Raw genomic sequence first — 24,298 nt, 5'->3', positions numbered from 1 at the left:
GTGATTTCGAGTCTGTTGGTGGCGAACCGGGGCGAGATCGCCTGTCGGGTGTTCCGTACGTGCCGTGAGCTGGGGGTGCGGACGGTCGGGGTGTTCTCGGATGCCGATGAGGGTGCGTTGCATGCGCGGGAGGCGGATGTGGCGGTGCGGTTGCCGGGTGCTTCGCCGGCGGAGACGTATCTGCGGGGTGATCTGATCGTGGCTGCGGCGGTGGAGTCCGGGGCGGACGCGGTGCATCCGGGGTACGGGTTCCTGTCGGAGAACGCGGACTTCGCGCGGGCGGTGCTGGACGCGGGTCTGGTGTGGGTGGGGCCTTCGCCGGAGGCGATCGAGGCGATGGCGTCGAAGACGCGGGCGAAGAAGCTGATGGGTCTTGCGCCGTTGGAGCGGGTGACGGCGGGGGATCTGCCGGTGCTGGTGAAGGCCGCGTCGGGCGGTGGCGGGCGGGGGATGCGGGTCGTCCGTGATCTGGCGGAGCTGGACGGGGCGTTGGAGGCGGCGCGGGCGGAGGCGCTGAGCGCTTTCGGGGACGGTGAGGTGTTCGTCGAGCCGTTCGTGGAGGGCGGCCGGCATGTGGAGGTGCAGATCCTGGCGGATGCGCACGGGACGGTGTGGCCGTTGGGGACGCGGGACTGTTCGTTGCAGCGGCGGCATCAGAAGGTGATCGAGGAGGCGCCGGCGCCGGGTCTGGGTGGTCTGACCGAGTCGTTGTACGGCTTGGCGGTGCGTGCGGCGCGTGCGGTGGACTACGTGGGTGCGGGGACGGTGGAGTTCCTGGTCGCGGACGGGCGTGCGCATTTTCTGGAGATGAACACGCGGCTTCAGGTGGAGCATCCGGTGACGGAGGCGGTGTCCGGGGTGGATCTGGTGGCGTTGCAGTTGCGGGTGGCGGAGGGGGAGCGGCTGGAGGGTGATCCTCCGGTGGCGCGGGGTCATGCGGTGGAGGCCCGGTTGTACGCGGAGGATCCCGCGGCGGGTTGGGCGCCGCAGACGGGGCGGCTGCACCGGTTCGCGGTTGCGGAGGGGGTGCGGCTGGACACGGGGTTCGTGGACGGTGACGTGGTGGGGGTGCACTACGACCCGATGCTGGCGAAGGTGGTGGCGCATGCGGGGTCGCGGGCGGAGGCGGTGCGGAAGCTGGCGGGTGCGCTGGAGCGGGCGGTGGTGCACGGGCCGGTGACGAACCGGGATCTGCTGGTGCGGTCGTTGCGGCACGAGGAGTTCGTGGGGGCCCGGATGGACACGGGTTTCTACGACCGTCATCTGGGGGTGTTGACGGAGCCGGTGGTGGATCCGTGGGCGCCGCTCGCGGCCGCGTTGGCGGACGGGTTCGGGCGGTCGCGGTTCGGTGGGTGGCGGAACGTGTCGTCGCAGCCGCTGGTGAAGCGGTATCTGATGGCGGGTGTGGAGCACGAGGCCGTGTACCGGTATGCGCGTGGGGGGCCGGTGGCGGAGGGGGTGCGGGTGCTGCACGTGGACGCGGGGCGGGTGGTGCTCGAAGTGGGGGGTGTGCGGCGGGCGTTCGCGGTGTCGGCCTACGGGGACGGCCGGGTGTTCGTGAACGACGTGGTGCTGACGGTCGTGCCGCGTTTCCCGGACGCGGCGGCGGATCGGGTTCCGGGGTCGTTGCTGGCGCCGATGCCGGGGACGGTGGTCCGGGTGGCGGAGGGTCTTGAGGTGGGGTCCGAAGTGCGGGCGGGGCAGCCGTTGTTGTGGCTGGAGGCGATGAAGATGGAGCACCGGATCTCTGCGCCTGCCGCGGGGACGCTGGCCGCGTTGCGGGTGGTGGTGGGGCAGCAGGTGGAGGTGGGTGCCCTGCTGGCCGTGGTGCGGGAGGAGGAGGCGGGTGACGCCGGCTCGTCGGGGCCGTCCTCGTAAGTGTGGGGCCGGGCAGGCACGTTCAGGCTTTTTTCAGGCACGTACAGGCTGCGTTTTCCGTACCGATCGTACTGAGGGGCTCTCATGAGTGCTGTCATCGAGACCGATGAACACAAGGCGTTGCGCTCGGCGGTCGCCGCGCTGGGCAGGCGGTACGGCCGGGAGTATCTGGCGAAGGTCGTCGCGGAGGGGGGTCATCCCGACGAGCTGTGGTCGGAGGCGGGGAAGCTGGGCTATCTGGGGGTGAACCTGCCGGAGGAGTACGGCGGTGGGGGTGGTGGCATAGCGGAGCTGTCGATCGTCCTGGAGGAGCTGGGTGCGGCGGGGTGTCCGCTGCTGATGCTGGTGGTGTCGCCGGCGATCTGCGGGACGGTGATCGCGCGGTTCGGTACGGAGGAGCAGAAGCGGGAGTGGCTGCCGGGGTTGTCGGACGGTTCGCGGACGATGGCGTTCGGGATCACGGAGCCGGACGCGGGGTCGAACTCGCACCGGATCACGACGACGGCCCGCCGGGACGGTACGGACTGGGTGCTGAGCGGGCGGAAGGTGTTCATCTCGGGGGTGGACATCGCGGACGCGACGTTGATCGTGGGCCGTACGGAGGATGCGCGGACGGGGAGTCTGAAGCCGTGTCTGTTCATCGTGCCGCGGGACACGGAGGGGTTCGGGCGGCGGCGGATCGACATGGAACTGCAGGGTGCGGAGAAGCAGTTCGAGCTGACGCTGGACGAGGTGCGGTTGCCGGCGGACGCGTTGGTGGGGCATGAGGACGCGGGCTTGCTGCAGTTGTTCGCGGGGCTGAATCCGGAGCGGGTGATGACGGCGGCGTTCGCGATCGGCATGGGGCGTCACGCGTTGGCGCGGGCGGTGGAGTACGCGCGGGAGCGGACGGTGTGGAAGGCGCCGATCGGGGCGCATCAGGCGATCGCGCATCCGTTGGCGCAGGCGCACATCGAGCTGGAGCTGGCGCGGCTGATGATGCAGAAGGCGGCGTTCCTGTACGACGAGGGGGACGACGTGGGGGCGGGTGAGGCGGCGAACATGGCGAAGTACGCGGCGGGTGAGGCGTGTGTGCGGGCGGTGGATCAGGCGGTGCACACGCTGGGCGGGAACGGTCTGACGCGGGAGTTCGGTCTGGCGTCGCTGATTACGGCGGCGCGCGTGTCTCGTATCGCGCCGGTCAGCAGGGAGATGATTCTCAACTACGTCTCCCATCAGACCCTGGGTCTGCCCAAGTCGTACTGAGCGTCTTAGGAGGAACTGTGTTCCGCAGCGAGTACGCAGATGTTCCGGCTGTCGAGGAGCCGATCCACGAGGCGGTGCTGGGCCGTGCCGGTGAGTGGGGTGAGGTGCCGGCTCTGGTCGACGGGGTCGACGGCACCACGCTCACGTACGGTCAACTGGATCTGTTCCACCGCAGGTTGGCGGCGGCGTTGGTGGAGGCGGGGCTGCGCAAGGGGGATGTGCTGGCTCTGCACAGTCCGAACACGATCGCGTTCCCGACGGTGTTCTACGGTGCGACGCGGGCGGGCGCGTCGGTGACGACGGTGCATCCGCTGGCGACGCCGGAGGAGTTCGCGAAGCAGTTGCGGGACTGTTCGGCGCGGTGGGTGGTGACGGTGTCGCCGTTGCTGGAGGTGGCGCGGCGGGCGGCGGAACTGGCGGGCGGTGTGCGGGAGATCTTCGTGTGTGATCAGGCGCCGGGGGTGCGGTCGCTGGCGGAGCTGCTGGGTGGTTCGGCGCCGGAGCCGGAGGTGGTGATCGACACGGCGGTGGATGTGGCGGCGTTGCCGTACTCGTCGGGGACGACGGGGGTGCCGAAGGGGGTGATGCTCACGCACCGTTCGATCGGGACGAATCTGGCGCAGTTGTCGCCGTTGATCCCGATGGAGGCGGGGGAGCGGGTGCTGGCGGTGCTGCCGTTCTTCCACATCTATGGTCTGACGGCGTTGATGAACGCGCCGCTGCGGCAGGGTGCGACGGTGGTGGTGCTGCCGCGTTTCGAGCTGGACCAGTTCCTGCGGGCGATCCAGGAGCATCGGATCACGGCGTTGTACGTGGCGCCGCCGATCGTGCTGGCGTTGGCGAAGCATCCGGCGGTGGCGGAGTACGACCTGTCGTCGTTGCGGTACATCATCTGTTCGGCGGCTCCGCTGGACGCCGGTCTGGCGGCGGCGTGTTCGGCGCGGCTGGGGCTGCCGCCGGTGGGTCAGGCGTACGGGATGACGGAGTTGTCGCCGGGTACGCATGTGGTTCCGCTGGAGGCGGTGGATCCTCCGGCGGGGACGGTGGGGAAGCTGATCGCGGGTACGGAGATGCGGATCGTGTCGCTGGAGGATCCGGGCAGGGATCTGGGGGTCGGTGAGCCGGGGGAGATCGTCATCCGGGGTCCGCAGGTGATGAAGGGTTATCTGGGGCGGCCGGACGCGACGGCGGCGATGATCGACGCGGACGGGTGGCTGCACACGGGGGATGTCGGTCATGTGGACGCGGACGGCTGGCTGTTCGTGGTGGACCGGGTGAAGGAACTGATCAAGTACAAGGGTTTCCAGGTGGCTCCGGCGGAGCTGGAGGCTCTGCTGCTGACGCATCCGGGGATAGCGGACGCGGCGGTGGTGGGTGCGTACAACGAGGATCACAACGAGGTTCCGCACGCGTTCGTGGTGCGGCAGCCGTCGGCGCCGGAGCTGTCGGAGGGCGAGGTGATGATGTTCGTCGCGGAGCAGGTGGCGCCGTACAAGCGGGTGCGTCGGGTGACGTTCGTCGACGGGGTGCCGCGGGCGGCGTCGGGGAAGATCCTGCGTCGTGAGCTGCGGGGGCGGTCGTGACGGTGGTCGAGGTGGGGTACGAGCGGGCGGTGGCCACGGTGACGCTGGACGCGCCGGCGAACCGGAACGCGCTGTCGGCGGTGCTGGTGGGTGAGCTGGCGGGGGCGCTGGCGGGGTGCGAGAAGGACGACGCGGTGCGTGCGGTGGTGCTGACGCACACCGGGAACACGTTCTGTGCGGGCGCCGATCTGCGGGACCCGCCGGATCCGGACGCTCTGGTGGGGCTGCTGCGGCAGATCGTGGCGTTGCGCAAGCCGGTGGTGGCGCGGGTGGCGGGTCATGTGCGGGCGGGTGGTCTGGGGCTGCTCGGGGCGTGTGATCTGGCGGTGGCGGGCGGGGCGGCGACGTTCGCGTTCACGGAGGTGCGGATCGGGCTCGCTCCTGCGGTCATCTCGTTGCCGCTGCTGCCGCGCTGCGATCCGCGGGTGCTGGCCCGCTACTACCTGACGGGTGAGCGGTTCGACGCGGTCGAGGCGGTCAGTGCGGGGCTGCTGACGGCGGCCGGTGACGAGGTGGATGGGGTGCTGGCGCCGTTGCTGGACGGGTTGCGCCGGTCGTCGCCGCAGGGTCTCGCCGCGACGAAGGCGCTGCTCACGGCTAAGGTGCTGGAGGCCTTCGACCGGGACGCGGCGGATCTGACCGCGCTCTCGGCCCGGCTGTTCTCCTCGGGCGAGGCGCGCGAGGGAATGTCTGCCTTCCTCGAACGACGGGATCCCGCATGGGTGGTGTGAGTGCGGCGGAGTCCGCGGCGCGGGTGCCGCACGAGCCGAAGCAGGACCGCAGCCGGGCCACCCGGCAGCGGTTGCTGGCCGCCGCGGTGGCGTGTCTGGCCGAGTTCGGCTGGGCGGGTTCGACGGTGTCCGTCGTCGCGGAGCGGGCCGGTGTGTCGCGGGGTGCGGCGCAGCATCACTTCCCGACGCGGGAGGACCTGTTCACGGCGGCGGTGGAGTACGTGGCGGAGGAGCGGTCGACGGCGTTGCGTGCGCTGTTCCCGGAGGGTGCGGCCGATCGGCGGGTGGTGGTCGCCGCGTTGGTCGGCCTGTACACGGGGCCGTTGTTCCGGGCGGCGCTGCATCTGTGGGTGGCGGCGTCCGACGAGGAGCAGCTGCGGGCGCGGGTGACCGAGCTGGAGGCGCGGGTCGGGCGGGAGAGTCACCGGATCGCGGTGGATCTGCTGGGTGCGGACGAGTCGCGGCCGGGGGTGCGGGAGACGGTGCAGGGCCTGTTGGACATGGCGCGGGGTCTGGGTCTGGCGAACCTGTTGACGGACGACGGGGTGCGCCGGGAGCGGGTGGTGGCGCAGTGGGGTGTGATCGTGGACGAGGCGCTGGGCTGAGCGCCGGGGTGGCGGGGCGGCCGGGGCCGGCCCGGGCGGTCGCCCGGCCGTAGGGGTTTGTCGGGTCGTGCGGTCCGTCGGGTCGTACGGGTTCAGGGGCTGAGGCGTTCGCGGCGCCAGCCGCCGTCGGTTTCGGCGACGTAGCGGAGCCGGTCGTGGAGGCGGTTCTCGCGGCCCTGCCAGAACTCGACGCTCTGCGGGGCGATCCGGAATCCGCCCCAGTGCGGGGGCACCGGCACCTGTTCGCCCTCGGGGTAGCGGGCGCTCAACTCCTCGTAGGTGGCGTCGAGTTCGGTGCGTGAGGTGATGACGGTGGACTGGGTGCTGGCCCAGGCGCCGAGCTGGGAGCCGTGCGGGCGGGTGCGGAAGTAGGCGGCGGTCTCGTCGCGTCCGGTGCGGCGGGCGGTGCCGGTGACGATGACCTGCCGGGCGAGCGGGTGCCAGGGGAACAGCAGCGAGATGTAGGGGTTCTGGGCCAGCTCGCGGGCCTTGCGGGAGCCGTAGTTGGTGTAGAAGACGAAGCCGTTTTCGTCGTACTGCTTGAGCAGGACGGTGCGGGAGCTGGGGTGGCCCTCGGCGTCGGCGGTGGAGACGATCATCGCGTTGGGTTCGTGGACGAAGCCGTGCAGGGAGGCCTGGGCGGCCTGCCGGAACCAGCGGGCGAACTGTTCCATGGGGTGCGGGGCGAGGTCGCTCTCGTCGAGGCCCTCGGCGCGGTAGTGGGCGCGCATCGCGGCGGGGTCGGGGGCGGCGAGGTCCTCCTCGGCCGTCTCGGCGGCGTGGCGGGTGAGGGGTTCGGCTGCGGATTCGTCCGGGAAACGATCGTTCACGCGGCCATCCTGCCGTATGCGGTGTCTCCCCCGGCGGTGGGTGTGCTTCGTCACGTGGTGGCACTGAGTGCCGTGTGCTCTCCCCAAAGCCGGTACCCGGGGATATCGTGCTGGGGCCGTTCCGGTTGGATGACCGGCCGCACGGGGCATGACCGGGGTGTCCGCTTCGGACCGCGAGTCGGTGAGGACTCTTCGAAGAGCATTCGAGAGTCTTCGGGGACGACCGTGGATCCGTTGCGCGGACCGCACGACCGCCGACCGGCACCCACCCGGTGGGACCGGGGCGTGCGCGCCCCGACAACACCATCTGCCGAACACGTCACGAGGAGCCGCCTGATGTCCGACTTCGTACCCGGACTCGAAGGAGTCGTCGCGTTCGAGACGGAGATCGCCGAACCGGACAAGGAGGGCGGCGCACTCCGGTACCGGGGCGTCGACATCGAGGACCTGGTCGGCCACGTCTCCTTCGGGAACGTGTGGGGGCTCCTCGTCGACGGCGCCTTCAACCCGGGCCTGCCGCCCGCCGAGCCGTTCCCGATCCCCGTCCACTCCGGCGACATCCGTGTCGACGTGCAGTCCGCGCTGGCGATGCTCGCGCCCGTCTGGGGCCTCAAACCGCTCCTGGACATCGACGAGCGGCAGGCCCGCGAGGATCTCGCGCGTGCCGCCGTGATGGCGCTGTCGTACGTGGCCCAGTCGGCCCGCGGGCAGGGTCACGCGATGGTTCCGCAGAGCGAGATCGACAAGGCGCAGTCCGTCGTCGAGCGGTTCATGATCCGCTGGCGCGGGGAGCCCGACCCGAAGCACGTCGCCGCGGTCGACGCGTACTGGACGTCGGCCGCCGAGCACGGCATGAACGCGTCGACGTTCACCGCGCGGGTGATCGCCTCGACGGGTGCGGACGTGGCGGCGGCGCTGTCCGGTGCGGTGGGGGCCATGTCGGGTCCGCTGCACGGCGGCGCGCCCTCCCGGGTCCTCGGCATGATCGAGGAGATCGAGCGCACCGGTGACGCCGACGCCTATGTCCGGCACGCCCTCGACAAGGGGGAGCGCCTGATGGGCTTCGGGCACCGGGTGTACCGGGCGGAGGACCCGCGGGCCCGCGTCCTGCGCCGTACGGCCCGTGAGCTGGGCGCGCCCCGCTACGAGGTGGCCGAGGCGCTGGAGAAGGCGGCCCTGGCCGAGCTGCACGCCCGCCGTCCGGACCGGGTCCTGGCGACGAACGTGGAGTTCTGGGCGGCCATCGTCCTGGACTTCGCGGAGGTTCCGGCGCACATGTTCACGTCGATGTTCACGTGCGCCCGTACCGCGGGCTGGTCGGCGCACATCCTGGAGCAGAAGCGCACCGGCCGCCTGGTGCGGCCCTCGGCCACCTATGTGGGCCCGGGCACGCGCGGTCCCCAGGCGATCGAGGGGTACGGGGACATCGCGCGCTGACCCGCGGTCACGGGCGCCGGTCCGCCTGCCGTCACGCGGGAGCGAGCAGCTCCGCGTGATGGCGGGCGGCGGCCAGCGGGTGCGCGCGCAGCTTGCCCTTGAGTTCGTTGAAGCCGTACTCGGCGAAGAGCGGGTTCGCGGGGTCGTCGGTGATGCCGGGTGCGGTGGAGGCGTGCGGGAAGGGCAGCGGTTCGACGCGGGCGTCGAGGCGCGGGTTGTAGAAGAACGGCACGGAGAACCGTTCGGTGGCGCCGGGCGGGCTGACCACGCGGTGGTTGGTGGCGAGCAGGTAGCCGTCGGTGGCGACTTCGAGGAGTTCGCCGAGGTTGACGACGAAGGCGCCCGGCAGGGGCGGCACGTCGTGGAAGAGGCCGTCCGCGCGCTGCACCTGGAGGCCGCCGATCCGGTCCTGGAGGAGCAGGGTCAGGAATCCGTAGTCCTTGTGGGCGCCCACCCCCTGGTCGGCGCCGTCGGAGGCGCTGCCGGGGTAGCGGACGAGTTTGAGGTGCGGGTGGGCGTGGTCGCCGAAGACCGGATCGTAGAAGCCGGCGGGGGCGCCGATCGCGGCGAGCAGTTCGCGCAGCAGCCGCTCGGCGACGTCGCTGAGCCGGTCGATCCAGGCGAGGGCCGCGGTACGCAGCGCGGGCAGGGCGGCGGGCCACTGGTTGGGGCCCTCCAGCCACCAGTAGGCGGGCTCGCCGGGGCGGGGTGCGCGGGCGGGCCGCTCCGCGCCGATGTCGAGCTGGTCGCGCCAGTCGCGGCTGCCGCCGGTGCGTTCGTCGCCGGTGCGGGTGTAGCCGCGGAAGTGCGGGGAGCCGGTGTTGTCCAGGGCGAGCCGGTCGGCTTCGGGCAGGGCGAAGAACCGGTGCGTGGCGTCGAGCAGCGCACGGGTCTCGGTGTCGGTGACGCCGTGCCCGGTGAGCTGGAAGAAGCCCACGTCGTGGGCGGCGCTGTGGAGTTGGGCGTGCAGCAGGGCGCGGGCCTGCGGACCGCGGTCGGCAGCGGACAGGTCGATGATGGGGAGCTGCTGGTAGGAGGGGGACACCGGCCGGCCGGGGCGGGGTGCCGGATGGTGCAGAGACGTGTTCGTCGTCATGGGATGCGTCCGCGGGGTGTACGGGTGCCCGGGCGGGCCGCCGGGGGTGGGGCGGGGGCCACGGGTGCCAGGTGGAGGAAGAGGCGGTGCGTGCGACGCGCGACTCGCGAGCGGCGCGGGAGATGCGGGGGCTGGGTCAGGCGGAAGGCCGACAGCCCGTGCTCGTGACGCGCACGTAGTCCACGTGGCGGCGTCGGACGAGCATCGGAAGCATGGGCACAGCGTACTGCGCCCCTTCGGATCCACCAGTGGCCCGCGTCACTTCGCCGGTGGGCGGGCGCCGCAGCGTGTGCCTCAGCCGGCGGAAGGCGGCATCCCGTGAACGCGAACGACCCGCGAACTCTGGTTCCCTGCGCCTGACGGCGGGGGAGCCGGGCCGGACATACCGGCGAGTTCGCGGGTCGGGTGACTGCGTTGGATTGGGCCGGCTGCATGCATGACACACATGCGGGTCCGGCGCCGAACCGAGTCCGACAACGGGCCGCTAGCCCGCAGCCACCTCGTCTGTCCGGGTTTCCGTCATGAGCCGAACCACCTCCTCTCCTACGTGCCGTCCACTCTAGGAACACACGGCGGGAGGCTCAACCCATTTATCGGAGCGGGACGGGCGGGGCCCGAGGAGGGGGCGGGTCGGGTCCTCGTGGACCTCACGCGGCGCGAGGAGAAGACGTCGTAGTCCTCGGCGCCGTGGGTAGGGGCTCTGCCGGTGGTCACGTTCCAGACGGTCTGGAGGAGGCAGCCCGCGGTCGGGTACCCGACGGGAAGGTGCAGGGTCGCGGTGCCGGTGAGGACCCCAGGAGGACCGGGTTGTGGCGGAGCGTCGTGTCCAGGGTCGTGAGCTGGGCTTCCACGGGTCGCCCGGAGGGGTGGGCCGGGGGCTGTTGGGGCGGACGGGACGGGAATCCGGGGTGCAACGATTTCGTCCAATCTTCGGGGAAGTCGATGTGGGCTGGGTCACGTTCGAGTTGAATGTGAGCCGGCGAGCGAACTGTCGAGCCGTACACGCGGACGCAGCCTGCAGGGGGTCCAGGTGAGTGCTTCCCGGCGTAGTGGGACCACCGACGAGCTGGGGCCCGACGAGCCCGAGCGGGACGGTTCGGATCTCCTGGCCGCGCTGCTGGACGGCATGGACGCGGCACTGTGCGCGTTCGACGCCGACGGGGTCCTGACGCACTGGAACCGCGAGGCCGAACGCATCCTCGGCTGGACCGCCGCCGAGGCGGTGGGGCGGCACGGGTTCGCGGGCTGGGCCGTGCGGACCGCGGACGCCGAGGAGGTCGAGGCCCGGCTGCTGTCCGCGATGGAGGCCCCGGGCCGGCAGGTCCACGAGTTCGCGCTGCTCACCAAGGACGGCGGCCGGGTCCTCGTGCGCACCCAGTCCGCCGCCGTGCGCGGCCCGGACGGCAAGCCCGCCGGGGTGTACTGCGCCTTCAGCGAGGTCCACGCGCAGATCGACCTCGAACGGTCCATAGCCCTGAGCGAGGCCCTGTTCGAGAACGCCAGCTGGGGCGTCGTCCTCGTCGACGCCGACCTGCGGCCCGCCGTGGTCAACGCGCACGCCGCGCAGGCCCTGGGCACCGGACGCACCTCCGTCCTCGGCCGCCCCCTCGGGGAGCTGCTCTCCCAGGGCGTGGAGGAGCTGGAGAGCGCCCTCACGCACGTCCTGGCCGAGGGCGCGCCCCCGGCCCCCGCGGAGATGTGGGTGAGCGTGCGGACCCCGGAGGGCGACACCCGGCGCTGCTGGCGCAGCGGCTTCCTGCGGCTCTCCTCGCCGCTGGCCGAGGAACCCGTGCCGCTCGGCGTCGGCTGGCTCTTCCAGGACGTGACGGAGGCCAAGCAGACCGAGCAGGAGGCGGCGCTGCTGCGGTTCCGCGCCAACCAGCTGCACCGCGCCGCGCGCGCCGCCGCCGAGTGCGAGGACCCCGCCGAGGCCGCCACCGTCCATCTCGACTTCTCCCTCGCGGGCTTCGCCGACCACGCCCTGGTCGACCGGGTGGCCGGCGGGTTCCTCCGGGACGACGACGTGCCGGTGCGGCTGGTCCGCGCCGCCGCCACCCCCGCCGGGGCGCCCGGGCCGAGCCTGCCGACCGGCAAGGCCGGACTGCCGGTGCGGTACGCGGACGGGCATCCGGCGCTGCAGTGCGCGGAGCGCTCCGGCTCGGTGCGGGCCAGCGCGGGCACCGCCGACGCCGAGCAGGCGCGCGGCTGGGCGCTCGCCCGGCAGTGGCCGCCGGACGCGGTCCACTCCCTGTGCACGGTGCTGCGCAGCCGCGGGCGGACGCTGGGTGTCGTGACGTTCCTGCGCAGCGCGGGCCGCGGCCGCTTCGAGCGCGCCGACGCGCGGTACGCGGAGGACGTGGCCGTACGGATCGCGGCCGCCCTGGACCTGGCGGACCGGCTCGAACGGCCCTGAACCCCGCGTGGCGTCGGGGCCGCCGGGTCAGCGGCGGTAGAAGATCCGGTCGCCGTACTCGGTCATGACGCGGCCGTTCCACTCGTGGCCGCCGTCGACGTTGCCCGAGCGCAGCAGCGGCGGCTCGACGCCGCGGTCGGCGAGGGAGCCGGCGGCGGTGGCCATGACGGCCTGGAGGAGGGCGGTGGTGACGACGGTGGAGGCGGGCGCGAAGGGCGCCTCGATGGTGTCGAGGGTCAGCTCCGCGTCACCGACGGGGATCCGCGAGTCGAGGACGATGTCGCAGTGGTCCTTGAGGTAGGTGCCCGAGACGTGCCGTGACTTCGTCTCGGTGGCGTACGCGACGGAGGTGACGCCGATGACCTTCACACCGAGGGCGCGGGCGTTCATGGCCATCTCCACGGGCAGCGCGTTGCGGCCGGACAGCGAGATGATCACCAGCAGGTCGCCGGAGCGCAGCGGGCTGGAGTCGAGGACGGCGCTCGCCAGACCGTCGACCCGCTCCAGGGCGGAGCCCAGCGTCGCGGGCATGACGTCGACGCCGACGACACCCGGCACGGTCAGCAGGTTCATCAGGGCGAGTCCGCCGGCCCGGTAGACGACGTCCTGCGCGGCGAGCGAGGAGTGGCCCGCGCCGAACGCGAAGAGCCGGCCGCCTTCGGTGACGGTGTCGGCGACGAGCGTCCCGGCCGCCTCGATGTCCGCGGCGCCCTCGTCGCGCACCCGCTGCAGCAGACCGATCGCGGCGTCGAAGAACTGCCCGGCCAGCTTGCTGTCGCTCATCGGCGAAGCCCCTTAGAAGTCTCGTCGGCCCGGAGGTCCCGGACGTCCCGCCGGGACCGGGCGGGCGCGCGGCCTAACCGGTGCGCCGGTGCGGGCCGTGCTCCCGTCGTGTCGCGGATCACGTTGCGGTCTGGACCAGTGCCCTGTCAATACGGCCCGGGGGCTCCCGGGGAGCTGTGGCCGGGCTGCGCGCGGGCCGTCGCGGGGCACCCGGCGGCGTGCGGTTGCGACGACGAGGCACGCTTGTCAGTGCTATGCGTCAGAATTGAGTTCAGGGCCAGCGCACACGCCGGTGGATGTCGAGTCTCCGGCAGAGCTAAACGAGGGGCACGAATGTCCGGACTGATCGACACCACGGAGATGTATCTCCGCACCATCCTCGAGCTGGAGGAGGAAGGTGTGGTCCCCATGCGCGCCCGCATCGCCGAGCGGCTCGACCAGAGCGGCCCGACGGTGAGCCAGACGGTGGCGCGCATGGAGCGCGACGGTCTGGTCGCGGTCGCCAGCGACCGGCATCTGGAGTTCACCGACGAGGGCCGGCGGCTGGCCACACGCGTCATGCGCAAGCACCGGCTCGCCGAGTGCCTCCTGGTCGACGTCATCGGTCTGGAGTGGGAGCAGGTCCACGCCGAGGCCTGCCGCTGGGAGCACGTGATGAGCGAGGCGGTGGAGCGCCGCGTCCTGGAGCTGCTGCGCCACCCGACCGAGTCGCCGTACGGGAACCCGATCCCGGGCCTGGAGGAGCTTGGCGAGAAGGACGGCGCGGACCCGTTCCTGGACGCCGGCATGGTCTCCCTGGCCGAGCTGGACCCGGGTGTGGACGGCAAGACCGTCGTGGTCCGGCGGATCGGTGAGCCGATCCAGACGGACGCGCAGCTGATGTACACGCTGCGGCGGGCGGGCGTGCAGCCCGGTTCCGTGGTCAGCGTGACCGAGTCGGCGGGCGGTGTGCTGGTGGGCAGCGGCGGCGAGGCCGCGGAGCTGGAGGCCGAGGTCGCCTCCCACGTGTTCGTCGCCAAGCGCTGACACCCGGCAGGCGCCGGCCCCCGGGCCGGCCCATCGACCTCCCGGCCGCGCCGCTCCTTCGGCGCTCCCGGGCTTCCGGACCCGCGAGGGGCAGGTCCCGGGTGCGGGCCGACGGGCCGGCGTGCGCCGGCCTCGACGCCGGCACCCGGGTGCCCGCCGCGGCACCGGGCACGCCGCCTCCGGGACCGTCACCCGACATGTCAACTGCTGGGACGGTAGGGGCAGTTGTGGCGTATGGGTGTGCTGGCCGAAACCAAGATTCAGTGTGCGGAATCGCAGCGCCGGGACCGTTTGCGTGCAAGGCTGTCGCGTGAGGCATATGACCTGAGGGCTCTTGACCGTGTCCGAGAGCGACGGCGTGCGGTCGGGGAGGGGGCGCAAGGATGTGCCGCAGACGTGGAGAGGGCCCCGGCGCCGCATGGCGCCGGGGCCTGTCCTCCCCCGTACTGACCCGGAGCCCCGAGCTCCCAGGGTCATTCCCTTCGGACCGGTTTCCCCGAGCGGTCCGCCCCCCGCTGAAGATCTCCCCGCGAGGGCGGCGGCCAATCCCCCGGGGTGGTCACTCGAACGAGGGGTGTTGTGGCCGGAAAGGCCAGTTTCGAAACCCCATTCGATAACGTGGCGTCGTGGCGGGAGGACCGGGAGAGACCCCAGGGACACACCGAGCAGCACACCAGCAGGAGCGGCGGCAGGAAGCCGTACGAGTGGACCGGCCGGTCCGAGCGGGAGCGGGCGGGTCCGAGCGAGCTAGGGGGGTGCCCTTACCGATGGTGCGGCGCATCGACGTGACGGGAGCGGGCGGTGTACGCCTCGCTGCCTGGGAGTTCGCCGATCCTCCCAAGACCGACCAGCCGAGGGCCTCCGAGGCGCCCGGCGTGCTGTTACTGCACGGCCTGATGGGCCGCGCCTCGCACTGGGCACCCACCGCCCGCTGGCTCTCCGAGCGGCATCGCGCCGTCGCGCTCGACCAGCGCGGACACGGCCAGAGCGACAAGGCCCCGGAGGCCGAGTACACCCGCGAGGCCTACGTGGAGGACGCCGAGGCGGCCCTCGACCAGCTCGGTCTGGGACCGGCGGTCGTCATCGGCCACGCGATGGGCGCCCTGACCGGCTGGCAGCTCGCCGCCAAGCGTCCCGACCTCGTCCGCGCCCTGATCATCTGCGACATGCGGGCCTCGGCACTGGGTGCCGCCTCGCAGCGCGAGTGGGAGGACTGGTTCAGAGCCTGGCCCGCCCCCTTCGCCACCCTCGCCGACGTACGGAAGTGGTTCGGCGAGGACGACCCCTGGGTGGAGCGCCGCACCCCCTCCCGCGGCGAGTTCTACGCCGAGGTGATGCAGGAGTCCCCGGACGGCTGGCGCCCCGTCTTCGAACCCCGCCAGATGCTCAAGTCCCGCCAGACCTGGGTGCTGGACGCGCACTGGGAGGAACTCGCCCAGGTCCAGTGCCCCACGCTGGTCGTGCGCGGCCTCGACGGCGAGCTGGGCCGGGCCGAGGCCCAGGAGATGGTCCGCGTGCTGCCCCGCGGCCAGTACGCGGAGGTCGCCGACGCCGGCCACCTCGTGCACTACGACCGGCCCGAGGCGTGGCGCGCCGCGATCGAGCCGTTCCTGGACGGCGTCCTCACCCGCTAGCCCCCACGTCCGGACCGGCCGGGGCCCGCCCGTGCGGACCGCGGGCTATCCCTTGCTGACCGCCGCCAGGATCTCCGGCAGCCGGCGGGCCGTCCGGGGCGCCGCAAGGCGCAGCCCCAGCAGGGTGATCAGGGCGCCGTACAGGGCCCCCAGGGGCAGCAGCAGCCAGCTCCACCGGTCGCCGTCGGCGCTCACGTTCAGCCAGATCGTCAGGGCGATGACGGGGGCGGACAACAGGGCGGCCGAGACCATCCCGCCGAAGATGGCGATCCAGGCGAGACCGGCCTGCCCGGGAGCCACGTTCTTGTAGCCCTCCTGCGGGATGGAGTACGGGAAACGGGCCGAGGACCAGGCCCCCGTCGCCAGCATCGCCCCGAGCAGCGCGAAGGACAGGCCCAGCACCTCCGGCAGCTGCCGCCAGGCGCCGAGCAGCGCGGTCGTCAGGACGGCCACCAGCGTCGCGTACGGCAGGGTGATCACCAGCAGGGCCAGCGCCCGCCCGCGCAGTTCGACGTAGGCGTCCCGGGTCGAGGAGATCGTCATCGCGACGATCCAGAACGCGGACGTGTCCTGGCCGAACTGGTTGTACATCTGGATGCCGAGCATGCCCGCCGCGAAGCACGCGAAGTAGGCGGAGCCGGTGCCCTGAAGGGCGTTGAACACGGGCACGATCAGCCCGATGGCCAGCGACGTCACCCAGGCCGCCTTGGTCTTCGGGTCGCGCCACACGTAGCGGAGGCTGCGGTCCATGACCGTGCCGGTCCGGCCGGCCGGCAGCAGCCGCCCGAGCCGCGACGCCCCCCGCTCCCCCGCGGCGGGCTCCGCGGCCTGGAGCGTCGACCCGTCCGGCGAGGTCATCAGCCGTGTCAGATGGCGGGACCACAGGGCCACCAGCGCGGCCAGGGCGGCCCCGCACAGCGCCAGCTGCACGACCGCGGTCCCGTACGAACCGTCGCTCGCCGAGTCCACCGCGCCGATCGCCGAGGCGGGCGGCACCCAGCGCAGCACGTCCGCCGCCGGATCGAGGGCCGACAGGCCGCCCGACGAACCGAGGCGCTGCGCGCCGAAGTTGACCAGCTGCGCGCCGACCGCGACGACCAGGCCGCTGAGCACCGCCAGGTCGCGGCCCTTGCGGCTCGACAGCAGCCGGATGTTGGCGGCGGCGACCGCCCGCGCTAGGGCCACGCAGACCAGCAGCGCGAGGGTGACGGCGACGACCGCCGTCACCCAGGCCGTGGCGCCGTGCGCCACCGAGATCACCGAACCGGCCAGCAGGCACAGGGTGAAGAGCGGTCCGACGCCGACCAGGGACGCGGCCAGCAGCGCGCGGACCAGCGGCTGCGGGCGCAGCGGCAGCATCACCAGGCGCGTCGGGTCGAGGGTCTCGTCGCCGCTGGGGAAGAACAGCGGCATCACCGTCCAGCCGAGGGCCAGCACCGCGACCAGCAGCAGGCAGACGGCGATCGCGTGCGTGTTGCCGCGCAGCGCGATCAGGCCGATCAGCTGGAGCGCGCCGAAGAGCAGGGCGACGACGACGGAGGCGATGTACGCGGCCCGCCGGCCGCCCGACTGGCGCAGTCCGTTGCGCAGCAGGGAGAGCTTGAGACGGACGACGACCGGGGTGATCGACGCGGCGGAGGGGCCCGGGGCGGTGCTCATCGCGCGGCCCCGCCGCCCAGCCAGTCCAGGTCGGCGACCGTGCCGCGGCCGTGGGCGCCGACCAGCTCCAGGAACGCCTGCTGGAGCGAGGGCGCGTCGCCGCGCACCTGCGCGAGGGGTCCGTGCGCGCGGATGCGTCCGGCGGCCATGACGGCGACCCAGTCGCACAGCGACTCGACGAGTTCCATCACGTGGGACGAGAAGACGACGGTCGCTCCGGAGGCGGTGTACCGCTCCAGGACGCCCCGGATGGTCTGCGCGGAGACCGGGTCCACGCCCTCGAACGGTTCGTCCAGGAAGAGGACTTCGGGATTGTGCAGGAGGGCGCAGGCGAGGCCGATCTTCTTGCGCATGCCGGTCGAGTAGTCGACGACGAGTTTGTGCCGGGCGCCCGCCAGGTCGAGGACGTCGAGGAGCTGGCCCGCGCGCTTGTCGACCTCGGCGCCCGGCAGTCCCCTCAACCGGCCCGTGTACGCGAGGAGTTCGCTTCCGGAGAGCCGCTCGAAGAGCCTCAGCCCCTCCGGCAGCACACCGATCCGCGCCTTCACCGCGACCGGGTCGCGCCACACGTCGTGGCCGACGACCTCGACGGCGCCCTGATCGGGCCTGAGCAGCCCGGTCACCATGGACAGGGTGGTCGTCTTGCCCGCCCCGTTCGGTCCGACGAGCCCGATGAACTGCCCGGCGGGCAGGTCCAGATCGATGCCGGCGACGGCGATCTGCTCCCCGAACCGCTTCCAGAGCCCTCGCACCCGCACGGCGGGCACCCCGTCGTCCTTCGCTGCCTCGCTCATACACGCACCCTAGGGCCCATCCGCCCCAGCCGGTGCTACGGGCGCCGGGACGGCCCTAGCGGTCCCGGCCGCAGGCGTAGGCGAGGGGGGAGATCAGTTCCTCCGCGTCCGGCAGCCACCGGTTCGCCGGTGTCGGGCGGCACGCCCACTGCACGGCGCCCCGGGAGCCGAACCGGGTGGGCGGCGCCGCCACGTACGCGCCCTCGCCGAGCGCGACCAGGTCCAGGGAGGCGGGCGGCCAGCCCAGCCGGCGGACCAGGTCGGGGACCTTGGCCGTGGCACCGGGAAGGACGAAGAAGTGCATCCGCCGGTCCGGGGTGCACGTCACGGGTCCGAGGGTGAGTTCCATCCGCTCCATCCGGGCGAGCGCCAGGAACCCGGCCGACTCGGGCACGTCGATCGCGTCGAACGTCCGCCCGGTGGGCAGCAGGATCGACGCCGTCGGCTGCTTCGACCACAGCCGCCGCGCCACGGTCGCGCTGCCCGTCGCCTGGGTCGCCCAGTCCTCGCGTGCCGGGTGCGCCCCGGGCACGGCACAGGCCGGCTCGCCGCACGAGCAGCGCTGCACCCCGTCGACTGCTTCCAGCCAAGTGCCGGGGAACACGTCCCAGTGGCGCTCCTCGGCATAGCGCACGGCGGTTTCCTGCAGCGACTCGCCACGCTGCTGGGGGATCTGCGCGGTCTCGGTGCCTGCGATGGTCTCTTCCACGTGGAACTCAACTCCCCGGCCCACCTCGGGTTACGGGGGACACGCGCGCGGGGGCGGGGCATCGATTCCCCGGCCGGGGCGCATGGATGCACGTGCGGGGGCGCGCGGGAGGAACGGCAGCCGGGAGTGGGTAACCAGGGGTGGGGTCGGGCAACCGCCCTTACCCCGGCAATCCTCACATGTCACGCATCTTCGGTATGTCTGCGGGGCATTGATCTTCCTGGCCGACTTCTTTCGGTGGGTGGGCCGGCGGGACACGTCAACTCGGTGCGTGGGCAGGCACCGCAGCCACAGGGGGTACGCCATGGCCGCAAGGCCGCTCATCGCCAGGCAGCCGAACGAACGGCTCCAGGCGCTCATCCAGGAGGCGGGCTGTTCGAACGCCGGACTGGCCCGCCGCGTCAACATGTGCGGTGCCGAACACGGGCTGGACCTGCGGTACGACAAGACGTCGGTCGCGCGCTGGCTGCGCGGCCAGCAGCCGCGGGGGCGGGCGCCGGCGATCATCGCCGAGGCCCTCGGCCGCAAGCTCGGCCGGACGGTCACCATCGACGAGATCGGCATGGCCAACGGCAAGAACCTGGCGTCCGGTGTCGGCCTCCAGTTCTCGCCGACCGTGCTGGGCGCCATCGAGCAGGTCTGCGAGCTGTGGCGCAGTGACGTCGGGCGGCGCGACTTCCTGTCCGGGTCGTCCGTCGCCGCGTCCGCGCTCGTCGAGCCGAGCCGCGACTGGCTGATCTCCGGACCGGACGCGCAGGTCGCGCGCTCGGCGGGCCCGCGCGTCGGGCACTCCGACGTGGCAGCGGTCCGCGCGATGACCCAGGCCCTCGTCGAACTCGACCACCAGTACGGCAGCGGGCACGTGCGCCCGGTCGTCGTGCACTACCTGAACAGCGTCGTCTCCGGTCTGCTGGCCGGCTCCTACCGCGAGGCGGTCGGCCGCGAACTGTTCGCCGCCGTCTCCCGGCTGACGGAGCTCGCCGGCTACATGGCCGTCGACACCGGCCAACCCGGTCTGGCCCAGCGGTACTACATCCAGGCACTGCGGCTCGCGCAGGCGGCCGGTGACCGCGGTTACGGCGGTTACGTCCTGGCCGCGTCCATGAGCCACCTGGCCGCCCAGCTCGGGAACCCGCGCGAGATCGCCCAGTTGGCGCGCGCGGCCCAGGAGGGCGCGCGGGGGCGGGTGACGCCGCGCGCCGAGGCGATGTTCCTCGCGGCCGAGGCGCGCGGGCACGCGCTGATGGGCGACGCGCGGGCAGCGCAGGCGGCGTCCGGACGGGCCGTCACCGCGCTGGAGGGCGCCGACGCTGCCTCCGGGGACGACCCGACGTGGATCGCGCACTTCGACGAGGCCTACCTGGCCGACGAGTTGGCCCACTGCCACCGCGACCTCGGCCAGGCCGAGGCCGCCGCGCGGTGCGCCGAGCAGTCCCTCGCCGGGCACCCCGAGTCGCGCGCCCGCCGCCGTGCCATCGGCTACGTCCTGCTGGCGACGGCACAGGTCCAGCAGCGTGAGATCGAGCAGGCCTGCGCCACCGGACTGCGCGCCGTCGAACTCCTCGGCACCCTCCGCTCCAACCGCGGTGCCGAGTACCTGGACGACCTCCAGCAGCGCCTGGAGCCGTTCCGGGACGAGGCGGTGGTGCGGGAGTTCGGGGCGCGCATGGAGTTGCAGTCGGCGGCCTGAACGGACGGGTGGGGCGCGTGGGTTGGCGGAGCGCGCCCCGAAGGGCCGGTGCCGCGCGCGATGCGGTGGGGGCGCACGGCGTGTGCGCCCCCGGTGCGGCGCACCGGTGACGCCCCGGTCCGGTGCGGTGTGGGTCACGCCGTCGGGTACGCGGGCCCCACGGTGAACTTTCGGGCCGTGGGCGCGTGAACGGCGGGCGAACGCGGGCCTCGTAAGAGAAGGGCGTGAGATACAGCGCATTCGGGGGCGGTTTCGTTACCCGTGTCACAGGGTGCCCCGGTCGTGCCCCGTGCTGCGTGGCACCGGCCTGTTGGGACCCGGTAGCGTGAGCCGACGATTCCGAAGGTCCCCCATTCGTAGGAGTCCCGGTGACGCAGAGTGGACAGGGCGAGGAGCCCTCGGCGCGGCCCGCGCGCGAAGGCATCGTGCTGCCCTCGGACGGTGGCGAACCGCTGCTGCCGGGCACCACGGGTGACCGTGCCGTCCCGGCGGGCGGCCAGGCATGGGGCCGCCCGTGGGGCCCCGACCAGCCGGCCGGCCCGGCCCCGCAGTCCGGCGACGGCTGGGGAGCGCAGGGCGGCGACGGCCGGACCTGGGCCACCCCCGAGCAGTCCGGCCCCGCACCCTCCGCCCAGGAGTGGGGCACCGCCACCTCCGGCGACGCCCACGGGGCGCAGAGCTGGCAGCAGCCGTCCGGCGCGGGCCCGCTGCCGCCCGAGGGCGCGCAGTCCTCGTACGGCGAGCGGAGCGGCTACGGCCACGGTGCGCACGGCGCCCAGGCGGCCGGGGGCTACGGCGCGTACGACGGGTACGGGGCCTCGGACCAGCAGCAGGGCTCGCACGCCCGGCACGGCCGGTCCGACGCGCAGCCCGCGCCCCTGCCGTCCGCCGTGACGCCGGACGAGGGCGCCACCCAGTACATTCCGTACATACCGGCCGCACCCGGTGGTGACGAGGGGGCGACCCAGTTCATCCCGCCCGTCCCCGCGGCGCCGGACGAGGGCGCCACGCAGTACATACCGCCCGTCGGACCGGGCGCGCTGCCGCCCGAGGTCCAGGGCGCGGACGCGACGCACTACCTCGGGCACGGCCCGCAGGGCGGGCCCGGATCGCTGCCCGCCGGCGGCTCCGACGCCGACCCCACCCAGTTCATGGCCCCCGTGCCGGCCCAGCCCGACGCCTCCTACGGGCTGCGCCCCGGCGCACCGGAGGAGCGGCAGCCCCCCGCGGAGTTCGACAACCTCTTCCGCAGCGAACCGGACGCGCCCCCCTCGACACAGCAGCTGCCGCGCTTCGACCCGGCCGCACCGGCCCCGCACGGCGCGCACGACCCGTACGGCACCCGGTCCGCGCCGGACGCGCCCGGCGCGTACGCCCCCGCGGGCCGTGCCGCCGCCCGTCGCGGCGGCCCCTCCGACCACGACGGCCAGGGCGCCGGCGGCAGGAGCCGTTCGCGCGTCCCGCTGATCGCCGGCATCGGCATCGGCATCGTCGTCCTCGGGATCGGCGCGGGCGCCCTGCTCAGTGGCGGCGGGGACGACGACGCGAAGGGCGACACCAGCAAGACGGTGTCCGCGACGGCGCCGGCGACGGAGGGCTCCTCGGCCGCCGCCGCCGACCCGGTGAAGGCGCAGGCCGTCGAGCTGGACAAGCTCCTCGCCGACAGCACCAGCAGCCGCGACGCCGTGATCAAGGCCGTCGGGGACGTGAAGGCGTGCCAGAACCTCGACCAGGCGGCGGGCAGTCTGCGCGACGCCGCCAAGCAGCGCGGCGAGCTGGTCACCCGGCTCACCGCCCTGAAGGTCGACCAGCTGCCGAACAACGCCGAGCTGACCGCCGCGCTCACCAGCGGCTGGAAGGCCTCCGCGTCGGCCGACAACCACTACGCGGCCTGGGCCGACCAGGCCAAGAGCGGCAAGGGCTGTCACAAGGGCCACGCCCGCACCACCGGGCAGACTGCCGCGGGCAACCAGGCCAGCGGCACGGCCTCCGCCCAGAAGGAGAAGGCCGCGCGGCTCTGGAACTCCATCGCCTCGAAGTACGGACTCACCCAGCGGACCCGCACCCAGCTCTGAGGGCCCGCACCCGGCACCGCGACCCAGACGCCGGCCCGGCCCCCTCGACAGGGGGCCGGGCCGGCGTTCGTCGTGACGGGACCGGTGGGTCCTACTCGGCGTTCTCCAGCGTCCTCGACATGTTCACGAACCCGCGGCGCGCGGGCGTCAGCCGGCCGTCGCGGACGACCTGGAAGGTGACGTCCCCGTTGATCAGACGCGGGAAGTCGATGGCGCCGATCAGGTCCTCGAAGCGCCAGCGCAGCGTCGGCGTGAGCCCGTCCGTGCTGACCTTGAGGCCGTTGTCGAGCGCCCGCCGGATGGCCAGCGGGGTGACCTCGCCCGAACCGAGCGACTCGACGGCCTTCTTCAGCACGGTGTAGGCGATCCAGGTGGTCTGCACGCCGACGTCGGCCGGGTCGATCCGGTTGTCGCCGAACGCCTGCTCCTTGATCACCGAGCGCATCTCGTTCCACCGCGCGTCGTCCGCGGCCGGGTACCAGCCGGTGACGTACGACCCCTCGTAGGGACCCGACTTGCCGCCGGTGGCGTCGATCCGCGACTGGTCGACGCTGCCGACGACCGTGCCGGTGCGGACCTTCGGGTACTTCGTGCTGTCACGCCGGAAGGAGTCCATGAAGGTGTCGGTGCGGTCGCCGAGGGCCGGCACCACGCAGCCGCGCCTGGCCTGGTCGGAGGTCGCGTGCTGGAGCGCCTGCTGCGTCGGACGGGAGTACTCGGTGGCGTCCTCGGCGGCCCGCTGGTCGGCGGCCCGCGGGTGGCCCAGCGCCTTCAGGCCCGAGTCGAGCAGCACCGGGAGCTGGTCACCGGCCGTGGTGTCGGGGCGGATCAGCGACACGGGACCGCAGTTCTTGGCGAGCTGCTCGCCGAGGCCGGCCAGCAGCGCGGGCTGGCCGCCGTTGACCGGATAGGAGAGCGGACTGGTGAACTCGTCGTCGGTGACGCCGTAGCCGCCGATGTACGGGATGCCCGCGCTCTCCAGCGGGGAGAAGAAGGAGGTGCTGTGCTGGCTGTAGGAGCCGACCACCGCGACGACGCCCTCGTCCACGGCCCGCTCGGCGCAGTGCGCGGCGTCGATGGAGTCGTTGTGGTCGTTGCAGGTGATGACGTCCAGCCGGTGGCCGTTGATGCCGCCGTGCGCGTTGACCCAGCGGGCGTAGGCCCGGGCCAGCGCGGGCATGCCGGGCTGGTTGGTGGCGGCCGTCTTCTCCGGCGCCCAGGTCATCACCTTGATCGAGCCGTCCCCGGAGCCCCCCGTGACGCCGGGGACGACCCCGCACCCGGCGGCGATCGACGCGCACACCCCCAGCGCGCAGGCGGACAGCAGTGCGGCCTTGAGAGGCCGACGGCGCGGAGCGGGGGAGGTGGTGCGCGTACGTCGCCTACCGGTCATGCACATGCACGATTCCCTCACACCGCGAACCGCTGTGTGACTCGGGGTCAAGGGGAGATGACGCAGAGGTGAAGGAAGGGGGTCGGTGATGTGTTTTTCACAGGGAACGTACGATCGGTGACCGTGCAAGGTTCGGAGAACTCTTCCCGTCGCGGCCGTCACTCATCCACCATGGGCGGCATGCCACTGAACGACATGCCGTGGTGGCGCTGGCGCAGCAATGTGCGTTCCGCGCTGCACATGCTCTCCGACCCCGCCTTCCAGCGCGACGTCTGGCTCGCCGGCGTCGACGGGTACGGGGACGTCACCGACGCCGTGTACCGCCTGGTCGAGGACACCTGGCTCGACAACTGGTCCGCCGAGAAGTACGTCGGCACGATCTTCCGGGACTCCGAGGAGGCGGTCCTCGTGGACACCGCCGTCCTGCGCGTCCTGCGGATCATGCACCAGGTCGGCCCCGACGCCCCGGTCTCCGCCTACGTCGACCACCAGGCGTGGCCGGACGCCGTGCACGCCGCGCGCGCCGCCCACGTCCGGCTCGCGACCAGCGACGCCGAGGACCCCGACGTGCCGCCGCGGACCCTGGAAGTGCTGCGCATCCTGACGCGTTCCGCCTAGCGCGGCCGGCCGGCCGGTCCGGTGGCGGTGCCCTCGCGCCGCGGGACGTCCGCGGTGCGGGACGGGAGTCCCCCGCGGGGGCCCGGTATGGGAACCTGT

20 protein-coding genes are annotated in these 24,298 nt (G+C 72.9%); 12 read left to right on the top strand and 8 right to left on the bottom strand.

Going from position 1 to position 24,298, the window contains the following annotated elements; all coding sequences use genetic code 11:
- The 5 genes from ABZT74_RS03770 (at position 1) to ABZT74_RS03750 (ending at position 6,042) form a co-directional block, all read left to right on the top strand.
- The gene (locus ABZT74_RS03770) at positions 1 to 1,878 is read left to right on the top strand and encodes a biotin carboxylase N-terminal domain-containing protein (protein WP_356167540.1); all 1,878 of its coding nucleotides are present in this window, start codon (positions 1 to 3) and stop codon (positions 1,876 to 1,878) included.
- Between the two features lie 84 nt (positions 1,879 to 1,962).
- Positions 1,963 to 3,123: an acyl-CoA dehydrogenase gene (locus ABZT74_RS03765; RefSeq protein ID WP_356433306.1), complete on the top strand. Its 1,161-nt coding sequence runs from the start codon at positions 1,963 to 1,965 to the stop codon at positions 3,121 to 3,123.
- 17 nt (positions 3,124 to 3,140) lie between these two features.
- Complete coding sequence (locus ABZT74_RS03760) at positions 3,141 to 4,706, top strand: 4-coumarate--CoA ligase family protein (protein WP_355873834.1); 1,566 nt, start codon at positions 3,141 to 3,143, stop codon at positions 4,704 to 4,706.
- Positions 4,703 to 5,437 (top strand): enoyl-CoA hydratase family protein, encoded by a 735-nt coding sequence (locus ABZT74_RS03755; RefSeq protein WP_356433305.1) that lies wholly within the window; start codon positions 4,703 to 4,705, stop codon positions 5,435 to 5,437. Before ABZT74_RS03760 ends, ABZT74_RS03755 begins: the two co-directional genes overlap by 4 nt.
- A complete protein-coding gene (locus ABZT74_RS03750) occupies positions 5,425 to 6,042 on the top strand; it encodes a TetR/AcrR family transcriptional regulator (RefSeq protein WP_355873840.1) in 618 nt (205 codons plus the stop codon). The genes ABZT74_RS03755 and ABZT74_RS03750 overlap by 13 nt, the downstream gene beginning before the upstream one ends.
- Before the next feature lie 92 nt (positions 6,043 to 6,134).
- On the opposite strand, the gene pdxH is transcribed toward ABZT74_RS03750, so the two are convergent.
- Positions 6,135 to 6,773, bottom strand: a complete 639-nt coding sequence (gene pdxH, locus ABZT74_RS03745; RefSeq protein WP_356433387.1) for a pyridoxamine 5'-phosphate oxidase — start codon at positions 6,771 to 6,773, stop codon at positions 6,135 to 6,137.
- 435 nt (positions 6,774 to 7,208) lie between these two features.
- Here pdxH and ABZT74_RS03740 point away from each other — a divergent pair, with 435 nt between their 5' ends.
- Positions 7,209 to 8,309 carry a citrate synthase 2 gene (locus tag ABZT74_RS03740; RefSeq protein WP_356167137.1) on the top strand — a complete coding sequence of 367 codons (1,101 nt, stop codon included), beginning with the start codon at positions 7,209 to 7,211 and terminating at the stop codon, positions 8,307 to 8,309.
- 31 nt (positions 8,310 to 8,340) lie between these two features.
- Here the strand turns inward: ABZT74_RS03740 and ABZT74_RS03735 are convergent, their stop codons facing one another.
- Both ABZT74_RS03735 and ABZT74_RS03730 read right to left on the bottom strand, forming a co-directional pair.
- Positions 8,341 to 9,405 (bottom strand): 2-oxoglutarate and iron-dependent oxygenase domain-containing protein, encoded by a 1,065-nt coding sequence (locus ABZT74_RS03735; protein WP_356433304.1) that lies wholly within the window; start codon positions 9,403 to 9,405, stop codon positions 8,341 to 8,343.
- Positions 9,406 to 9,948: 543 nt separating this feature from the next.
- Positions 9,949 to 10,332, bottom strand: coding sequence for a nucleotidyltransferase family protein (locus ABZT74_RS03730; protein WP_356433303.1), 384 nt, complete (start codon positions 10,330 to 10,332; stop codon positions 9,949 to 9,951).
- A gap of 103 nt (positions 10,333 to 10,435) precedes the next feature.
- Here ABZT74_RS03730 and ABZT74_RS03725 point away from each other — a divergent pair, with 103 nt between their 5' ends.
- Positions 10,436 to 11,818 carry a PAS domain-containing protein gene (locus tag ABZT74_RS03725; RefSeq protein WP_356433302.1) on the top strand — a complete coding sequence of 461 codons (1,383 nt, stop codon included), beginning with the start codon at positions 10,436 to 10,438 and terminating at the stop codon, positions 11,816 to 11,818.
- A 27-nt stretch (positions 11,819 to 11,845) separates the two neighbouring features.
- On the opposite strand, the gene ABZT74_RS03720 is transcribed toward ABZT74_RS03725, so the two are convergent.
- Entirely contained in the window at positions 11,846 to 12,601 is a 756-nt protein-coding gene (locus ABZT74_RS03720) for an SIS domain-containing protein (RefSeq protein WP_356433301.1), read from the bottom strand.
- Positions 12,602 to 12,934: 333 nt separating this feature from the next.
- On the opposite strand from ABZT74_RS03720, the gene ABZT74_RS03715 reads away from it, so the two are divergent.
- A complete protein-coding gene (locus ABZT74_RS03715) occupies positions 12,935 to 13,627 on the top strand; it encodes a metal-dependent transcriptional regulator (RefSeq protein WP_356167123.1) in 693 nt (230 codons plus the stop codon).
- A 767-nt stretch (positions 13,628 to 14,394) separates the two neighbouring features.
- Entirely contained in the window at positions 14,395 to 15,261 is an 867-nt protein-coding gene (locus ABZT74_RS03710) for an alpha/beta hydrolase (protein WP_355873859.1), read from the top strand.
- Positions 15,262 to 15,306: 45 nt separating this feature from the next.
- Here ABZT74_RS03710 and ABZT74_RS03705 read toward each other — a convergent pair whose 3' ends face one another.
- The 3 genes from ABZT74_RS03705 to ABZT74_RS03695 are packed head-to-tail and all read right to left on the bottom strand — an operon-like array spanning position 15,307 to position 18,423.
- Positions 15,307 to 16,920, bottom strand: a complete 1,614-nt coding sequence (locus tag ABZT74_RS03705; protein ID WP_356433300.1) for a transporter — start codon at positions 16,918 to 16,920, stop codon at positions 15,307 to 15,309.
- Positions 16,917 to 17,714, bottom strand: a complete 798-nt coding sequence (locus ABZT74_RS03700; RefSeq protein ID WP_355880045.1) for an ABC transporter ATP-binding protein — start codon at positions 17,712 to 17,714, stop codon at positions 16,917 to 16,919. The genes ABZT74_RS03705 and ABZT74_RS03700 overlap by 4 nt, the downstream gene beginning before the upstream one ends.
- Before the next feature lie 55 nt (positions 17,715 to 17,769).
- Positions 17,770 to 18,423, bottom strand: coding sequence for a bifunctional DNA primase/polymerase (locus ABZT74_RS03695; protein ID WP_355880048.1), 654 nt, complete (start codon positions 18,421 to 18,423; stop codon positions 17,770 to 17,772).
- 304 nt (positions 18,424 to 18,727) lie between these two features.
- Between ABZT74_RS03695 and ABZT74_RS03690 the strand changes: the two genes are divergently transcribed.
- Complete coding sequence (locus ABZT74_RS03690; RefSeq protein WP_356433299.1) at positions 18,728 to 20,113, top strand: transcriptional regulator; 1,386 nt, start codon at positions 18,728 to 18,730, stop codon at positions 20,111 to 20,113.
- A gap of 368 nt (positions 20,114 to 20,481) precedes the next feature.
- Positions 20,482 to 22,188, top strand: a complete 1,707-nt coding sequence (locus ABZT74_RS03685) for a hypothetical protein (RefSeq protein WP_356433298.1) — start codon at positions 20,482 to 20,484, stop codon at positions 22,186 to 22,188.
- Positions 22,189 to 22,279: 91 nt separating this feature from the next.
- Here ABZT74_RS03685 and ABZT74_RS03680 read toward each other — a convergent pair whose 3' ends face one another.
- The gene (locus ABZT74_RS03680) at positions 22,280 to 23,581 is read right to left on the bottom strand and encodes an ABC transporter substrate-binding protein (protein WP_355880057.1); all 1,302 of its coding nucleotides are present in this window, start codon (positions 23,579 to 23,581) and stop codon (positions 22,280 to 22,282) included.
- 117 nt (positions 23,582 to 23,698) lie between these two features.
- Between ABZT74_RS03680 and ABZT74_RS03675 the strand changes: the two genes are divergently transcribed.
- Entirely contained in the window at positions 23,699 to 24,199 is a 501-nt protein-coding gene (locus ABZT74_RS03675; RefSeq protein ID WP_355880060.1) for a hypothetical protein, read from the top strand.
- Positions 24,200 to 24,298: the final 99 nt, after the last annotated feature.

Source organism: Streptomyces sp. NPDC005302 (genome assembly GCF_040607345.1).
In the GTDB taxonomy this organism is placed as follows: Bacteria; Actinomycetota; Actinomycetes; order Streptomycetales; family Streptomycetaceae; genus Streptomyces.
The sequence above is the reverse complement of the archived record's forward strand: the minus strand, read 5'-3'. Positions and strand labels throughout refer to the sequence as shown.

Bases quoted from the DNA above. Each gene is read 5' to 3' on its own strand.
- ABZT74_RS03765 (WP_356433306.1), top strand. From the start codon at position 1,963: ATGAGTGCTGTCATCGAGACCGATGAACACAAGGCGTTGCGCTCGGCG.
- ABZT74_RS03750 (WP_355873840.1), top strand. From the start codon at position 5,425: ATGGGTGGTGTGAGTGCGGCGGAGTCCGCGGCGCGGGTGCCGCACGAG.
- pdxH (WP_356433387.1), bottom strand. From the start codon at position 6,773: ATGCGCGCCCACTACCGCGCCGAGGGCCTCGACGAGAGCGACCTCGCC.
- ABZT74_RS03740 (WP_356167137.1), top strand. From the start codon at position 7,209: ATGTCCGACTTCGTACCCGGACTCGAAGGAGTCGTCGCGTTCGAGACG.
- ABZT74_RS03735 (WP_356433304.1), bottom strand. From the start codon at position 9,405: ATGACGACGAACACGTCTCTGCACCATCCGGCACCCCGCCCCGGCCGG.
- ABZT74_RS03720 (WP_356433301.1), bottom strand. From the start codon at position 12,601: ATGAGCGACAGCAAGCTGGCCGGGCAGTTCTTCGACGCCGCGATCGGT.
- ABZT74_RS03715 (WP_356167123.1), top strand. From the start codon at position 12,935: ATGTCCGGACTGATCGACACCACGGAGATGTATCTCCGCACCATCCTC.
- ABZT74_RS03710 (WP_355873859.1), top strand. From the start codon at position 14,395: ATGGTGCGGCGCATCGACGTGACGGGAGCGGGCGGTGTACGCCTCGCT.
- ABZT74_RS03705 (WP_356433300.1), bottom strand. From the start codon at position 16,920: ATGAGCACCGCCCCGGGCCCCTCCGCCGCGTCGATCACCCCGGTCGTC.
- ABZT74_RS03700 (WP_355880045.1), bottom strand. From the start codon at position 17,714: ATGAGCGAGGCAGCGAAGGACGACGGGGTGCCCGCCGTGCGGGTGCGA.
- ABZT74_RS03690 (WP_356433299.1), top strand. From the start codon at position 18,728: ATGGCCGCAAGGCCGCTCATCGCCAGGCAGCCGAACGAACGGCTCCAG.
- ABZT74_RS03680 (WP_355880057.1), bottom strand. From the start codon at position 23,581: ATGACCGGTAGGCGACGTACGCGCACCACCTCCCCCGCTCCGCGCCGT.